Below are 15,383 nucleotides of genomic sequence, written 5' to 3' on the forward strand. Positions count from 1 at the left end.
AAAACATATGAAATGCATAGCAATTGCGCCCTGCTTCACTATGCAAAAAAGGGACGCGAATAGGATATGCACAAAGACTGCTGTGTTCTACGAAAATTGACATGCATATTAGCGAAACATTGCCACCTGCAACGACATATATGAAGCGTCCTGGGTTTAGTTCCTACCTCAGCTAAGGAAGGATTGAACTATTCCTAGAAAGTATTCCGTCGAGTTCAAGGAGAAGGCAGTCCATCAGATCATCGAAATGGTCCGCCTGGAGTCTTGCTCACTGCAACGCGCCTACACGCAGGTCGGTGAGCTGCTTGGAGTATCCCACCACACGTTGCGGGCTTGGTACCGTGACAGCGCCTGCGTACGCGATAATTCTGACGCTTCAGGCGGCGAAGAAATGGAAGAAGAACTCAGGCGTCTGCGTCGAGAAAACCGCGAACTGAAACGAGCAAACGGGATTCTTAAGACAGCCTCGGCTTTTTTCGCAGCGGAACTCGACCGACCCACGACCAAATGATCTCCTACATCGACGCGTACGAAGATCAATGTGGGGTCGAGGCCATCTGCAGAGTTCTAAAACAGGCAGATCGTGGATTCATCACCTCTCGTGGCTACCGCAAGGCGACCACTCGTGTTCCCAGCGCAAGGGCCTTAAGCGATAGCCTGCTCATCCCAGAGATACAGCGTGTGCATGCGGAGAATTTCTCGGTCTACGGCATCCGCAAAATGTGGCACGCGATGAACCGTGAAGGCTTTCATATCGGCCGCGACAAGACCGCACGTCTGATGAAACTCGCTGGCGTTTCTGGCCGCAGACGTGGGCGAAGCCCACTAACAACGATCAGCCCGAAGACACCGGATCATCGCCCGGACCTTGTGCGCCGAAACTTCCGTGCGCAGGCACCAGGCAGGCTTTGGGTTGCTGACATTACCTACGTTCGCACCCTGTCAGGATTCGCCTATACCGCGTTTGTCGTGGATGTATTCAGCCGAAAAATTGTTGGTGTCGCTACACGCTCGACAATGCGCACCGACGCGCTGCCGATGGAGGCTTTGGAGCATGCGTTAACGACTGCAGGGCGAATCCATGGAAACCAGCTAATTCACCACAGCGATCGGGGCAGCCAGTATGTGTCACTGAAGTATTCCACTGCGCTAGCTGAGTCAGGAATCCGCCCGAGTGTGGGAACAGTCGGCGATTCTTACGACAATGCACTAGCCGAAACAGTCAACGGTCTCTACAGGGCTGAACTGATTCATGCCCAGGGCCCGTGGACGTCGGTCGGAGAAGTCGAACTGGCCACCTTGCGGTGGGTGCATTGGTGGAACACTAAGCGATTTCACGAAGCATTGGACTACGCTACCCCACAGGAAATAGAAACCGAGTACTATCTCACCGAGCCCATCAACACAGGGCCGTAAAAGAAGCGGAACTAAACCCAGGACGCTTCAATATTCTGATATGTCAGCATATCTCCTGCCACCTGCGACGATGGTGAAATATGTCAATCCTGGTAGAACACAGCACCCGAATGGGGTTGCCCGCAAATCGTGGACACGTAGTGGAGCTACCTAGTGGTCAGGCAGCTATTTCTTTTCTGCTAGTGGTTGAACCGGTGAGGTTTTCAAAGTCGACGGGGCTTGCCATACCGAGTGCGGAGTGTCGGCGTCGACGGTTGTAGACGACTTCAATCCAGTAGGCAACGGCCTTGCGTGCGGCATCACGGGTCGTCCAGCGCTTACGGTCGTAGAATTCGGTTTTAAGCGTTGACCAAAATGACTCAGCCATCGCGTTATCGAAGCACACGCCAGTACGCCCCACGGACTGAGCAATGCCCAGGTTGCGGCAAACCTTCCAGAGCTTCTCGCTGGTGAATTGGGCTCCGCGGTCAGCGTGAAACACCAGCCCATCAGGAACGTCACCGCGCAGTGTATGCGCCATCCGCAGGGCCCGTTCGACCAGGCAGGTATCTTGAACGCTATCCATAGCCCAGCCCAGCACTCTGCGGGAATGGCCATCGCGGACCGCGCACAAGTACAACCAGCCTTCAGCAGTGCGCAGGTAGGTAATATCTGACATCCACACCCGGTTGAGCTCACCAGTATCAAACATGCGCTTGACCAGGTCAGGAAGCGTGGACTTACGCTTAGCTTGAATCGTTGTCACCGGGACAAAGGCCCACGGTGAAATCCCTTCAATGCCCATCATGCACATCCGTTTAGCCACAGTCTTACGGTTAAGCGCAATGTGGTAGCGCTCGGCAAGTTCTGCGGTGATCCGCGGAGCACCATAAACCTCATCGGAGTCTTTCCAAATCCGGTGAATCTTGCGGTCAGCATCATCGTAAAATGCCGCACGATAATCTTCACCGGATAGTCGCTTCTGCTGCGTATAGGCCCATTTGTAATATCCAGACCGAGACACTTTTGAAAGCCGTGCCATGCGCTTGATGCTGTAGTTCGCCTTCTCCTGCTGCATCAATTTGAATTTTTCTGCTCGCGTTGCTTCGCAGCGAAGAAGGCTGTCGCTTTTGACAAAAACTCATTATCCATCTTGGCTTCAGCCAGCTCCCGGCGCAGACGAGCAATCTCAGCACGAAGATCAGCCTCGCTCATCCCGTCTGATGCTCCTCGGCGCTCACGCTCGAGTTTGACCCACCGGCCTAAAAGCCCGGCGGAAACACCGATCTCCTTAGCCACATGAGCAATCGGGCGCCGCGACTCTATTACCAGGTTCGCGGCTTCCCGCCGATACTCCGGCGTGTATTTCTTGCGCTGTTGACTCACAATGAACATCCTTTCCTGCGGACACAAAATCCGCACAAATAGGGTGTCCACTAAACGAGGGTAACCTCACGAATGCGTCGGCGCGGAGTTTCTTGCCGACGCGCGGGTCAGCGATTCAAGTAACTACCGACGATCTTGGGGTTTCGGGGCCGAAAATCGGCTTATCGTCGGTAGTTACTTAAATCCCCGCCAAGCCCCCGCACTAGACTGAGGCGCATGCCTCTGCCTACCTATCCCCTCGCCCGCGGCACGCTCGAGATTCCGGCGAGCGAGGTCTCGCAGGCGAATGCGTGGCGCACCGGCCCCGGTGAGCTCGCTCTGCGCCTCTCGATCGCGGCCGGCGGGTGGAGCCTCGACGGCGGGCATGGTTACCTCGGTCTCCTCGATTCCTCGGTGACGCAGCGCTATCCGGATATGCTGCGCGTTTTCCGCTCCGGGATGGAGCCGGCCACCACGGGGCGCTTGCGGTTGCGCGAGGATGGCTCCGGCGCTCTCGACCTCGAGGTCGCGTTGCCGGCGCCGCCGTTTGTGGTGCCCGTCGGAAAGTTGGGCGAGGGTGTGGAGCTCGTCGACCAAGGCGCCCCGCTCGAGGTGGAGCTGCACGAGAAGTTCACCACGGCGTGCCAGGTGCTGGTGGAGATGCGGTTGGTCGGCAAGAATGTGGTGCTCATGCACGACGACGCGCTGCTCGGCGGGCTGGCCTTCTCCCCTCCCCCGCTGGTCGAGGCGCTCAAGCACCGCCGGCTCGGCGGGCGCGTGTTCGTCGCCGAGGGGATCGCCCGCCTGGACCTCGACACCGCGCTGCGCTCGCGGCCCTTAAGTCCCCTGGGCGCCCCGGAGCCGACGGTGCTCGCCCGTGATAACGCGGACGCATCGGAGGACGCCGTGTTCATCGCCGCCGATGACGCCTGGCTGGAGGCGGCGCGTGGTGGGCGGGTGGAACGTCGATAAGCGCCTACCCCCACCTACCCCCTGCTCCTTTTGTGATTGTTGAACAATCCCTACAATTCTGCACATCCCGTTCAGCATGACCCACGTCACTAAAAGTCAGGATGTGTGATGACCGACCAGTCTCAGCAGAAGCAGGGCATGACCGCTGCCAGTAGAACCGCCATGTTCGGCGCCATGTTCCTCATGGCGACTTCCGCTATTGGCCCCGGCTTCCTCACCCAGACCTCGGTGTTTACCGTGCAGATGGGGGCGGCCTTCGCGTTCGCGATCCTGGTGTCGCTGCTTGTCGACGTCGCCATCCAGCTCAACGTCTGGCGCGTCCTCGGTGTCTCAGGCTTGCGTGCCAATGAGCTCGGCAACCGGGTTATCCCCTTCCTCGGCTGGGTGATCGCCGCGTTCGTCTTCATTGGCGGCGCGGTGTTTAACATCGGCAACATCGCCGGCACGGGCCTCGGCATGAACGCGATGTTCGGCATCGACCCGCGCATCGGCGGCGCGGTCTCCGCCATCATCGCGCTGTTGATCTTCCTCTCGAAGCGGGCCGGGCTCGCGCTGGACCGCATCGTCGTGGGCCTGGGCGCCATCATGATCCTGCTTATGCTGTACGTGGCGATCGTCTCCGCGCCGCCGGTCGGCGAGGCACTCAAGCAGTCCGTGCTGCCGGATGAGGTCGACTTTTTGGTGATCACCACCCTGATCGGCGGCACCGTCGGCGGCTACATCACCTTCGCCGGCGCGCACCGCATGATCGACTCCGGGCTCTCCGGCCCCGAGCACGCCGGCCAGGTCTCCCGCGCCAGCATCCTCGGCATCATCGTCACCGGCATCATGCGCGTGCTGCTGTTTTTGGCGATCCTCGGCGTCGTCGCCACCGGCGCGACCCTGTCCCAGGACAACACCGCGGCCGACGCCTTCTACCACGCCGCCGGCGAGATCGGCCTGCGCATGTTCGGCGTCGTCCTCTGGGCCGCCGGCCTGACGTCGGTGATCGGCGCGTCGTACACCTCGATCACGTTCGTGACCACGCAAAAGACCGCCCCGCGCACCCGTAACCTGCTCACGGTCGCGTTCATCGTGGTCTGTGGCATCGCCTACCTCATCCTCAACCAGGCTCCGCAGGCGCTGCTCATCTTCGCTGGCGCCTTCAACGGCCTGATCCTGCCGGTCGGCTTCACGCTGATCCTCTGGGTGGCGCTGTTCCGCAAGGATTTGCTGCACGGCTACCGCTACCCCAAGTACCTGATCGTCTTGGGCCTCGTCGTCTGGGCCCTGACCATCTTCTTGGGCTGGAACTCGATCTCCGGCCTGTCCGAGCTCTGGCAGTAATACGCTCTAACAAGGAGGTCTTCATGAGCGCTGAACTTTCGCCTGCTGAGTACTCACCGAGCCAAGCCCGCGAATTCTTCCGCCACAACGTGCGGCCCAGCAGCGGATACGCCCACGGCTACGCGCAGGCCAACCTGCTGAGTATCCCCGCGCGCGACGCGTTCGACTTCCTCCTCTTCGCCCAGCGCAACCCGAAGCCCTGCCCGCTGCTCGGCGTGCTCGAGGCCGGTGAGGTCACCTCCCCGCTTCTCGACGGCCACGACATCCGCGACTGCCTGCCCAGCTACCGCGTCTTCCACCACGGCGAGCTGCACGGCACCTATGCCGACGTCCACGAACACTGGCGCGAGGACCTGGTGACCTTCCTCATCGGCTGCTCTTTTACCTTCGAATCCGCACTCATCGACAACGGGATCCGCGTCGCGCACATCGACCAGGGCTGCAACGTGCCGATGTATCGCACCACCCGCCCCACCACCCCGGCCGGGCGATTCTGTGGTCCTTTGGTGGTCTCCATGCGCCCGATCCCGGCGCATCAGGTCTCCGATGCGGTGCGGATTACCTCTCGTTACCCGGCGGTCCACGGCGCGCCGGTGCATATCGGCGATCCGGCCGCTTTAGGTATCGACGATCTCTCGGCCCCCGACTACGGCGATGCGGTGAAGCTTCACGACGGCGACGTCCCCGTCTTCTGGGCCTGCGGTGTCACCCCGCAGGCGGTGCTCGCCGCCTCCACGCCGGAGTTCGCGATCACCCACACCCCGGGCCACATGCTGGTGACCAATGCGCGCGATCTCGACTACCAGATTCCCTAAGAGCTAGTCCCCCGCCAGGATCTCGCAGACCCGCGCCGAGGTGGCTTGAAGCTGCTGGCGCATCTTCTCTGCGGCTTCTGCGCGCTGACCGGCGCCGATGAGCTCGGCGATGGCCTCGTTCTGCGCGATGTAGTCGGCGTGAAAGTCCGGTTCGACGCGCAAGACCTCGAGGAAGACCAGGCGCATGGTGGCCAAAAGCCTGCTCATCAGCTCGTCGAGTTCGCGCGATCCCAGCCCGGCGACCACCGCCCGGTGGAAGCGTTGGTTGGCAACGGCGACGGCGGGAAGGTCGCCGTCACCACGCGCCTTCTTGGCGCTTAACACCTGGGCGCGTAGCTCGCGGGCATCGAGGAACTCGCCGTGGGCAAGGCCGGCCGGCTCGATGACGAGGCGGGCGCGGTAGGTGTCGATGACGTCGTCGATACCCGGCTCGGCGATGAACACTCCCCGGTTGGGGATTTTGTGCACGAAGCCCTGGTTCATGAGCATGACGAAAGCCTCGCGCAGCGTGTTGCGCGAGACGTCGTACTCGGCGGCCAGGGCCACTTCGTTGAGTTTGGCGCCGGGATCATAGTCGCCGTCGGAGATCCGGCGGCGGATTTCGCGGGCCGTGTCAGTCACGAGCATGCTTAACAGTTAAGCACGCGCACAACCGATTAGTCCTCGTAGACGGCGAGCACCTGCCCCCGGGTGATCTTCTCGCCGGCTTCCACCCGCAGGCGGATGCGCCCGGCCTGCGGGGCGGTGACGGGGGTTTCCATCTTCATCGCCTCGGCGATCGCGACGGTCTGGCCCTCGGTGACCTCGGCGCCGTCCTCGACGCTCCAGGACACCAGCGAGCCGGCCAGCGGCGAGGTCACACCCTCGGCGTCGGCCTCCGCGTCTTCGGACGCGCCCTCGGCCGCGCTCGGCGCATTCGCGAAAGCGCCCAAAAGCCCGGTGGGGATGCCGACGGTGTGCAGGCGGCCGTCGATATCAATCGTCATGGTAGTGCGCTCGGTATAAGCCTGCTCGATGTCTTCGTAGCCCAAGGCCTCGCCGGGGGTGTATTCGGTATCGACCCAGTTGGTGTAGACCTTCAGCTCGTCGCCGGCGAAGGCCGGGTGCGCGAGCATGTCCCGGTGGAAAGGGATCACGGTGCGCACGCCGCGGACGGTGATCTCGTTGAGGGCGTCGGCGGCGCGGCGCAGGGCGGAGGCGCGGTCGCGGCCGCTGACAATAACCTTCGCGAGCATCGAGTCATACGCGCCCGGGATGACAGAACCGCTGACCACGCCGGAATCGGTCCGCACGCCAGGGCCGGTGGGGGCGGCGAACTCGGTGACCTCGCCCGGGTTCGGGATGAAGCCGTGGGAGACGTCCTCGGCGTTGATGCGGAACTCGAAGGCGTGGCCATGCGGGGTGGAATCCTCGTCGAAGGACAGCTTCTCACCGGCGGCGATGCGGAACTGCTCGGCGACGATGTCGATGCCGGTCACGGCCTCGGTGACGGGGTGTTCCACCTGCACGCGGGTGTTGACCTCCAAGAAGGAGACCGTGCCGTCTTCGGAGACGATGTATTCGACCGTGCCCGCCGAGACATAGTCGGCGGCCTCGCAGATGGCGCGGGCGCCCTCGATGATTGAGCGTTCCTGCTCTTCGCTCAAGAAAGGCGCCGGGGCTTCCTCGATGAGCTTCTGGTAGCGACGCTGCACCGAGCAATCGCGCGTACCGAGCACCCGCACGTTACCGTGCGTATCCGCCAGCACCTGGGCCTCGACGTGGCGGGGGTGGACCAAAAACTTCTCGACGAAGCACTCCGGGCGCCCAAACGCCTCTTGAGCCTCCCGGCCGGCGGAGGCGAAAGCGGCCTCGATCTCCTCGGCCTCCCAGACGACCTTGATGCCGCGTCCACCGCCGCCGTAGGCGGCCTTGATGGCGATCGGCAGGCCGTGAGCCTCCGCGAAGTCGCGGGCCTCCTGCCAGTCGTCGATGGGATCCGGGGTGCCCGGCGCGAGCGGGGCGCCGACCTTCTCGGCCAGCGCGCGGGCGCGCAGCTTATCGCCCAAGACCTCGATGGCCTCCGGCGTGGGCCCGATCCAGGTCATGCCGTTATCGGCCACCGCGCGGGCGAAGTCGGCGTTTTCGGACAGAAACCCGTAGCCCGGGTGGACGCTGTCGGCGTGGGCGCGGCGGGCGACGTCGAGAAGCGCCTCGATCGAGAGATAGGTCTCGGAGGTGGTCTCGCCGGGCAGGCGGTAGGCCTCGTCGGCAAGCCGGGCGTGCAGGGCGTCAGCGTCGTCGTCGGAGTAGACGGCGATGGTGCGAATGCCTAAGTCGCGGGCGGTACGGATGATGCGCACGGCGATCTCGCCGCGGTTGGCGATCAGACAGGAGGTGATCTGGGTGCTCATGGTTTAGTGCTCCTTCGGCGAGGTGGTCTCTGTCAGGGTGTCGGGATCGACGATCGTGAAGCTCACGGTATCTCCGGGGGCCAGCTGGGCGGCGATGTCGAGGTCTTCGGCAACGACCGTGGCGACGACGGGGTATCCGCCAGTCACGGCGTGATCGCGCAGGAAGACGACGGGCTCGCCGTTGGTGGGCACCTGGATGGCGCCGCCGACGATGCCCTCGCTGGCGAGCTCGCCGTCGCAGGCGCGCGTCAGGGTGGTGCCGTCCGCAGCTTGCAGGCGCAGGCCGACCCGGTTGGAGGCCTCGCTGACCTGCCATTCGCGGCTGGTCAGCGCGTCGGTGCCGCCAGCGATCCACTCGTCGCGCGGGCCGGCGACGCAGCGCAGGACCTTCTCGTCACGCTGCGGGTTGGGCACGGGCAGGCCGGGGTGTTTCGCCTGATCAGCAAGGCCTAAGGTGGCGCCGGGCCGCAGAGGTTTCGGGCCCAGGCCGGAAAGCACATCGGCGGAGCGCGAGCCGAGTTCGCCGGCGGCGGCGATGCCTCCCCGCACGGCGACGTAGCTGCGCAGGCCCTCCCCCGGCGCGATGGTGAGGGTCGCGCCGACCGGTAACACGAGCGGGTGGCCCTTGGTCACGGGTCGCTTATCGACGTCCACCTCCCCCGCCCCAGTCACAGCCACGGCGATCTCGGTGCGCGCGGTGAGTATAAGCCCGCCGATGTTTTCCAAGGTGGCGGCCTTCGAGCTGTTGCCGACGGCCTCATTCGCCGCCCGGTGCGCCGCCCGATCGGCGGCCCCCGAGGTGGTCACCCCGAGGTTGCCGTTGCCGGCGCGGCCCAGGTCCTCGATGAGGGTGAGCAGGCCGGTGTCGGTGAGCTCGAAGGCTCCTTGTTCCTGAGTAGGTGCTGGTTTCTCGGCCGGTAGCTGCGGGGGGTGTTCTGTGACCTGGCGGTAGCGCACGATATCGCCCGGCGCGATGGCGGCCGGCGGGGTGTTCTCGGCGTCCCACATCGGGGTCGCGGTGGTGCCGATGAGCTGCCACCCGCCCGGGGAGGTCCGCGGGTAGACGGCGCTGAACTCCCCGGCTAAGCCCACTGCCCCCGCGCGCACGGCAGTGCGCGGCGAGCTGCGCCGCGGCACGTCTTTCGCGTTGTGCTCGTCGGCCGCCACGCAGTAAGTAAAGCCCGGGGCAAAGCCTCCGAAGGCGCCGGTGAACTCGATGGAGGTGTGCCACTCGATGAGCTCGTCGACCGTCATGTTGAGGTGCTCGGCGACCTCCTCTAAGTCCTCGCCGTCGTAGACGACGTCGATGGTGATCTCGCGCGGCGTGGTTTTCTCGGTCGCATCCGGGCTGAAGGTCTCGAGCGCCTGTGCGCCCCGGGCGGCGGAGCGCGGCGAGTCGAAGGTGACCAGCACGGTGCGGGCAGCGGCGATGGCGTCGACCTGGCCGTCGAGAGGCGCCGTCGTCAGCGCGGCGTGGTAGTTCATGACGGTGCTGAGATCCGGCAGATCCACCATGACGGCGCGGGAGCCGACGCGCTTGAGGTTTTTTACACTCACAGGACGCTCCTTAGATCGATGCCGTCGGCTTTCAGCTTCTCGACGATCGCGCGCGTCAGCTCCACCGAGCCCGGCGAATCGCCGTGCACGCACACGCTTTCGGCGCCGACGTTGAGGACAGTGCCGTCGACGGCGACCAGCGAGCCGTCGGTGGCGATGCGGCGGACGCGGTCGGCGACGGCATCGGCATCCGTGAGCACCGCGCCCGGGGTGCCGCGCTTCACGAGCGTCCCGTCCGGGTTGTACCCGCGATCCGCGAAGGCCTCTGCGATCACGCGCAGGCCGCGCTGCTGTGCGATGTCGACGGCGACGCCGCCCGGCAGCAACATGACGGCGAGCTCGCGGTCGAAAGCGCGAATCGCGTCGATAACGGCGCGGGCGTGGACCTCGTTGTGGACGATGGTGTTATACAGCGCACCGTGGGGCTTGACGTAGCTGACCTGCGTGCCGACGGAACGTGCCAGCGCATCCACCGCCCCGATCTGGTACAGGATCTCGTCGGCGAGCTGCGCGAGATCGTAGTCGAGGAAGCGGCGGCCGAAGCCGGCCGGGTCGTTGTACGCGGGGTGCGCGCCCACGGTGACGCCGTTGTCGGCCGCCGCGCGCAGGGTCGTGCGGATCGCGTGCGGATCGCCTGCGTGATAACCGGTGGCGACGTTCGCCGAGCTAACCAGCGAGACCATCGCGGCGTCATCGGCAACGGGGTTGCCGGCGGTGGTCTCCCCCAAATCGGCGTTGAGATCGATGGTGGGCATCGCTTCCTCCAGACATATGCGTCGGATTGTTGAACAATCTGGAGTGTAGTGAATGGCTCCCCATTTGTGAAACGCATCTCACTGTGGGGGTGCCGTCGTGGCGGTCACCTTGTTCCCGGATTACAGTGCCAATCACCTTGAGGACGGAGGTGCGGGACGCTGAGCAGGCATGCGGCGATATCGCGTTCTTGCGCCTGGTTGAAAGGACCCCCATCTAAAGGAGTCCCACGCGGTCGAAAGGAGGAGTCCTTTCTATAAGGGTGAATTCGACCAGCGTTAACGCACCATAAGCGCGCAGCCAGGCAGGCACGTGCCGCGCGGACAGCTCGCCCCATCAGCCCCTCCGGTCCCTCCAGTGCGCGCCCGCAGCCCGCCGCGACCACCCCCTCCATACCGCGCTAACGCTGGTCGAAAGCACCCCTACCTAAAGGAGTCCCACGCGGTCGAAATCAGCACTCCTTTAGGGGCTACTCCTTTCGACCAGCGCTAGCGCGTTATGCTAGCGGACACCCCACCCAACACCCCAGAAAACCTAAAACACCACAAACAGCACGCAAGCAAGCGCAAAAGCAATGACCGACTCTAAGGTCTGCTGCACGGTCCACACCCGCAAGGTGGTGGAGACGTCCATGCCGAATAGCCTTCCGACCAACCAGAAGCCGGAATCGTTGACGTGGGAGACGCCGACGGAGCCGGCGGCCGTCGCTAGGGTGATGGCCACGACCTGGATGTCGCTGAAGTCCGCGAAAAACACCGCGGGCGCCATGAGTCCGGCGGCGGTGGTCAGCGCGACCGTCGCGGAGCCCTGGGCAATGCGCAGCAGCAGGGCGATCACGTAGGCAGCGATGATGACGGGGACACCGAGTCCGTCCATGGTTTCGGCGAGGGCGTCGCCGATGCCGGTCGCGCGCAAAACACCTCCGTACATGCCGCCGGCGCCGGTGATGAACACCACGGAGGCGATGGGACCGATCGAGGAGTCGAGGATGGCTTCGAGGCGGCGGCCGCCGTCGCCCTACGCGAACCTCAGCACGATGAGCGCGACCAGCACGGAGATCAGCAGCGCGATACCGGATTGCCCGAGCATGTCGAAGGCCTGCGCCCAGGTCTCTTTGCCGGTGATCCAGCCGGCGCTACTGGCGTAATCGACGCCGGTGTTAAGGAAGATCAGCGCCATCGGCAGCAGGAGCATCGCCATGACCACCCACACCTTAGGCGGGTTTTCATCGGGGCGGCCTGCTCGCCCAGGATGGTGTCCTCGACCGTAATGCGCGGGAACTTCTGGGCGGCGATCTTGCCCCACACGAGACCCGAGAGCCAGAAGGCGGGCACCACAACCAGGATGCCGAAGACGATGAGAAGGCCCAGTTTGGTGACGTAGAAGTCGGCGGCGACCGGGCCGGGGTGTGGGGGCACGAAGATGTGCATCGCCGAAAACGCCGCGGCGGTGGGGATGGCGAAGAGGAGGATGGGGGCGTCGAGACGCCGGGCGACCGCGAAGATGATGGGCAGCATGACGACGAGGCCGGCGTCGAAAAACATCGGGAAGCCGAGGAACAGCGATGCGAGCCCCAGCGCGAGCGGGGCGCGGGTGGGCCCGAAGCGGTTAATGAGGGCGTCGGCGAGTGCCTGCGCACCGCCGGAGTGTTCAATAAGCTTGCCGAGCATCGCCCCCAGCCCCACCAGGATGCCCACGTTGCCGAGGGTGGAGCTGAAGCCCGCCATTGTGACGTCGTAGATCGACTCCAGCGGGATGCCGGCCACGATCGCGGTGAGCAACGAGACCAGCACGAGCGTGATGAAGGCGTGTAGCCGGAGCTTGATCACCAACAGCAAAATCAGCGCGATGCCCGCGGCGGCTATCACAATTAGCGGCCCCGTGCCGAGCGTCTGATCCCACGTCTCCAGGGCGTTTATTCCACGTCCTCTCGTGTTGGCCGGTGTGGTAATAACCGGTGCTCTCCGAACATCCTAGACGGAGTCCCGCTCCGCCGCCGCCAGCAGGCTGGCATACGCCCCGCCGCGCCCCGCCAGCTCGCTGTGGGTTCCGCGCTCGATCACGCGGCCCTCGTCTAAGACGATGATCTGGTCGGCGTCGCGGATCGTGGACAGCCGGTGCGCAATGATCACGCGGGTGCCGCGATGCGTATCGATCCCCGCCTGCACCGCCTTCTCGGTCTCGTTGTCGAGGGCGGAGGTGGTTTCGTCGAGAAGCATGACCTCCGGGCGTGCCAGCAGCACCCGCGCCACCGCAATGCGCTGGGCCTGCCCGCCGGAAAACCGGAAGCCGCGCGCCGACGAGGGTATCGAGGCCGGCGGGGAGGGCGGCGATGGTGTCGTCGATACGCGCGGTGGCCAGGGCGCCCCAGAGCTCTTCGTCGGTGGCCTCGGGGCGTGCGAGCGTGAGGTTGGCGCGGACGGTGTCGTGGATGAGGTAGGTCTCCTGCGAGACGATGCCGATGCGGCGCGAACGCTCCGCGGCGCTGAGGTCTCGCATATCGACGCCGCCGAGCAGCACGCGGCCGCCGCTGGGATCGGCCAGGCGGGCGAGCAGCAGCGCGAGGGTGGATTTGCCGCTGCCGGTATGCCCCACCACGACGGTCGTGGTGTTCGCGGGGATGCGGATATCGACGCCCACCAGCGCCGGGGTTTCGCTTCCCGGGTAGGTATAGGTGACATCTTCGACGCTGAAGGAGTTATCTGCGATCTCGCTATCGCGCGGGTGTTCCGGTTCCTTGATCTCGGGTTCGAGGTCGAGGTATTCGAAGATACGGCTAAAAAGCGCCATGGAGCTCACCCACTGCGCGCCGATGTTGAGCAGGCCGGTCATCGGGCGAAAGACCTGGGTCTTTAGGGTGGTAAAGGCGATGAGCGTGCCGATGGTCATGCCCCCGCCAGTCGCCGGCAGCCCGGCGAGCAGATAGACGAGGGCGGGCATAATCGCGAAGAGCACCTGCGTGGTGGCCATGCGCCAGCGCCCGGCGAGGCGGAATTCGACCTCGAGATCGACGAGCTGGTGGGAGTTATCGCTGAAGGAGGCCTCCAGGCGCGGCTGGGCGCCGAGGGTTTTGCTCAGCCGAATACCGGAGACGGAGAGGATTTGGGAGACTTTCTCCTGGAGATCGGCGCGCTTCTTCTGCAGCTCGTTGAGTATGCGACGGCGGTTGAGCGCGACCTGGCGGGCAAGAAAGACCGCCGGCGGCATAACGATGGCGGTCAGAAGCGACAGCGCCGGGCTCAGCGCGATCATGGCGATGACCGTCGCCACCGCCATCGTGAGGTTCGAGGCGACCGAGGTGGCGGTGTTCGTAACCACCGACTGCATGCCCGAGATGTCGTTGACCAGCCGCGACTGGACCTCTCCCCCACGGTTGCGCGTGAAAAATCCCAGGGATTGACGTTGGAGGTTACGAAAGACGTCGACACGCAGCGTGTGCATGATCTCCTGGCCCACCCGGGTGGCGATCAACGTCTGCAACACCCCGATCGCCTGCGTGATCACAGCCAGCCCGATCATGCCGACCACCAGCACAAGCAACAGCGGCACATCCTGGCGCGGGATCGCGTCGTCGACGGCCTGCTTGACCAGAAACGGCTGCACGACGGTGAGCGCGGAGGTCGCGACGATGAGCGCGACCACCACGATGAGGCGGCGTCGATAAGGCGAAAACAGCCTCGCGACCCGCTCGAAGCTCACGGGTGCGCGCTCGAGTTGGGCAAGGTCGTCGGCACCTTTTTGCTGCGGTACCGCCGGGCCGAGATAGAGACTCACAACCGCTCAACCTTCTTGGCGTGCGACCCTATAAGTCTAACGGTATGCGTTTTGAGCGCCTGCTAGGCTAGCCGGATCATGTCGCGCACAGACAAACCCCGCGCCCCGAAAAAGCGCATCACCGGCACCTTCCCGATTTCCACCGGCACCGCCCGCATCACCGCCGACGAGACCCGCGACGGCGCCTACCTCCTCGAGGTCAACGACGTGCCCTCATCCCACATCGTCCTCGGCGCCCCGCGCGTGCTGACCTTTCCCTACATGCAGTGGCTAGCCCCGCTTATCGACGCCCACATCACCCGCCTGCCCCATCGCCGCGGCATCCACGTGGTACATCTGGGCGGCGCCGGCTGTGCGCTGGCGCGCTATGTGGCGGATAAGTGGCCGTCGACACGCAATACCGTCTCCGAGATCGACGCCGACCTGGCGCGGCTGGTGCGGGCGTCTTTCGATATTCCCGCCCCACCTGCGGTCGACATCGTGGCGACGGAGGCGCGCTCGCTCATCCACGCGCTGCCCGCCGGCGGGGCCGATGTGCTGATCCGGGATGTCTTCTCCGGCGCCGACACCCCGCGCCACCTGCAGACCGTCGAGTTCTTCGAGGCGGCCCGGCGCGCGCTGGGCAAAGGTGGACTATATGCGGCGAACGTGGGTGATTATGCGGGTTTGCCGGTGACGCGTCGAGAAGCGGCCGGGATGCTGCGGGCCTTTAGGCACGTGGCGGCCGTCGCCCCGCTGGACATGATCGAAGGACGCCGCTACGGCAACCTGCTTCTTTTAGGCTCCGATCAGCCGTTGGGGGACATCACCGCGGCGGCTGCGGATGATCTGCGAGTGCGCGGCATGGAGTTTGTGGCGCGGTTGTCGGCGAACGAGCGCCCGCTGCGCGACTGAGGCAAGGCTCAGGTGCTGGCCGCGGGCTGTGTGAAAGGTGCGACGAGTCTGGAAAGTTCATCAGCCGGACGCACCAATTTCATATTCCGGACACCTCTGGGGGACATGATGACTTAGTGACGACGGAAGTTTCTCGAGG

The 15,383-nt window shown here is 64.4% G+C and carries 11 protein-coding genes and 2 pseudogenes; 5 read left to right on the forward strand and 8 right to left on the reverse strand.

What is annotated here, in order from left to right; translation table 11 throughout:
* Positions 1 to 190: 190 nt before the first annotated feature.
* Positions 191 to 1,416, forward strand: a protein-coding gene (locus C3B44_RS07295; protein WP_108431797.1) for an IS3 family transposase whose coding sequence is annotated in 2 segments (ribosomal slippage) — positions 191 to 470 and positions 470 to 1,416 — 1,227 coding nt in all. Because the reading frame shifts where the segments join, the coding sequence is not laid out codon by codon here.
* A 157-nt stretch (positions 1,417 to 1,573) separates the two neighbouring features.
* On the opposite strand, the gene C3B44_RS07300 is transcribed toward C3B44_RS07295, so the two are convergent.
* Positions 1,574 to 2,790, reverse strand: a protein-coding gene (locus C3B44_RS07300; RefSeq protein WP_108431798.1) for an IS3 family transposase whose coding sequence is annotated in 2 segments (ribosomal slippage) — positions 1,574 to 2,529 and positions 2,529 to 2,790 — 1,218 coding nt in all. Because the reading frame shifts where the segments join, the coding sequence is not laid out codon by codon here.
* 207 nt (positions 2,791 to 2,997) lie between these two features.
* On the opposite strand from C3B44_RS07300, the gene C3B44_RS07305 reads away from it, so the two are divergent.
* The 3 genes from C3B44_RS07305 to C3B44_RS07315 all read left to right on the forward strand — a co-directional run bounded on the left by C3B44_RS07305 (position 2,998) and on the right by C3B44_RS07315 (position 5,873).
* Positions 2,998 to 3,732: a hypothetical protein gene (locus C3B44_RS07305; protein WP_108431799.1), complete on the forward strand. Its 735-nt coding sequence runs from the start codon at positions 2,998 to 3,000 to the stop codon at positions 3,730 to 3,732.
* A 108-nt stretch (positions 3,733 to 3,840) separates the two neighbouring features.
* On the forward strand, positions 3,841 to 5,058 hold the full coding sequence (locus tag C3B44_RS07310) for an NRAMP family divalent metal transporter (protein WP_108431800.1): 1,218 nt from the start codon (positions 3,841 to 3,843) through the stop codon (positions 5,056 to 5,058).
* Positions 5,059 to 5,081: 23 nt separating this feature from the next.
* Complete coding sequence (locus C3B44_RS07315; RefSeq protein WP_108431801.1) at positions 5,082 to 5,873, forward strand: putative hydro-lyase; 792 nt, start codon at positions 5,082 to 5,084, stop codon at positions 5,871 to 5,873.
* Positions 5,874 to 5,876: 3 nt separating this feature from the next.
* Here the strand turns inward: C3B44_RS07315 and C3B44_RS07320 are convergent, their stop codons facing one another.
* The 7 genes and pseudogenes from C3B44_RS07320 to C3B44_RS07345 form a co-directional block, all read right to left on the reverse strand.
* A complete protein-coding gene (locus tag C3B44_RS07320; protein ID WP_108431802.1) occupies positions 5,877 to 6,500 on the reverse strand; it encodes a GntR family transcriptional regulator in 624 nt (207 codons plus the stop codon).
* A 29-nt stretch (positions 6,501 to 6,529) separates the two neighbouring features.
* Entirely contained in the window at positions 6,530 to 8,266 is a 1,737-nt protein-coding gene (locus C3B44_RS07325) for an acetyl/propionyl/methylcrotonyl-CoA carboxylase subunit alpha (RefSeq protein WP_108431803.1), read from the reverse strand.
* Positions 8,267 to 8,269: 3 nt separating this feature from the next.
* Positions 8,270 to 9,823 carry a 5-oxoprolinase subunit B/C family protein gene (locus C3B44_RS07330; RefSeq protein ID WP_108431804.1) on the reverse strand — a complete coding sequence of 518 codons (1,554 nt, stop codon included), beginning with the start codon at positions 9,821 to 9,823 and terminating at the stop codon, positions 8,270 to 8,272.
* Positions 9,820 to 10,578, reverse strand: coding sequence for a LamB/YcsF family protein (locus C3B44_RS07335; RefSeq protein WP_108431805.1), 759 nt, complete (start codon positions 10,576 to 10,578; stop codon positions 9,820 to 9,822). Before C3B44_RS07335 ends, C3B44_RS07330 begins: the two co-directional genes overlap by 4 nt.
* Before the next feature lie 532 nt (positions 10,579 to 11,110).
* Positions 11,111 to 12,486 (reverse strand): annotated as a pseudogene (locus C3B44_RS07340) (GntP family permease).
* Positions 12,487 to 12,549: 63 nt separating this feature from the next.
* Complete coding sequence (locus C3B44_RS12185) at positions 12,550 to 12,828, reverse strand: hypothetical protein (RefSeq protein ID WP_412841953.1); 279 nt, start codon at positions 12,826 to 12,828, stop codon at positions 12,550 to 12,552.
* 145 nt (positions 12,829 to 12,973) lie between these two features.
* Positions 12,974 to 14,350, reverse strand: a pseudogene (locus tag C3B44_RS07345) (ABC transporter transmembrane domain-containing protein); the annotation flags it as partial.
* Between the two features lie 78 nt (positions 14,351 to 14,428).
* Between C3B44_RS07345 and C3B44_RS07350 the strand changes: the two are divergent.
* Complete coding sequence (locus tag C3B44_RS07350; protein ID WP_108431806.1) at positions 14,429 to 15,244, forward strand: spermidine synthase; 816 nt, start codon at positions 14,429 to 14,431, stop codon at positions 15,242 to 15,244.
* Positions 15,245 to 15,383 lie beyond the last annotated feature (139 nt).

The sequence above is a fragment of the Corynebacterium yudongzhengii genome, from assembly GCF_003065405.1.
Lineage (GTDB): Bacteria > Actinomycetota > Actinomycetes > Mycobacteriales > Mycobacteriaceae > Corynebacterium > Corynebacterium yudongzhengii.

Bases quoted from the DNA above. Each gene is read 5' to 3' on its own strand.
- C3B44_RS07305 (WP_108431799.1), top strand. From the start codon at position 2,998: ATGCCTCTGCCTACCTATCCCCTCGCCCGCGGCACGCTCGAGATTCCG.
- C3B44_RS07310 (WP_108431800.1), top strand. From the start codon at position 3,841: ATGACCGACCAGTCTCAGCAGAAGCAGGGCATGACCGCTGCCAGTAGA.
- C3B44_RS07315 (WP_108431801.1), top strand. From the start codon at position 5,082: ATGAGCGCTGAACTTTCGCCTGCTGAGTACTCACCGAGCCAAGCCCGC.
- C3B44_RS07320 (WP_108431802.1), bottom strand. From the start codon at position 6,500: ATGCTCGTGACTGACACGGCCCGCGAAATCCGCCGCCGGATCTCCGAC.
- C3B44_RS07325 (WP_108431803.1), bottom strand. From the start codon at position 8,266: ATGAGCACCCAGATCACCTCCTGTCTGATCGCCAACCGCGGCGAGATC.
- C3B44_RS07335 (WP_108431805.1), bottom strand. From the start codon at position 10,578: ATGCCCACCATCGATCTCAACGCCGATTTGGGGGAGACCACCGCCGGC.
- C3B44_RS07350 (WP_108431806.1), top strand. From the start codon at position 14,429: ATGTCGCGCACAGACAAACCCCGCGCCCCGAAAAAGCGCATCACCGGC.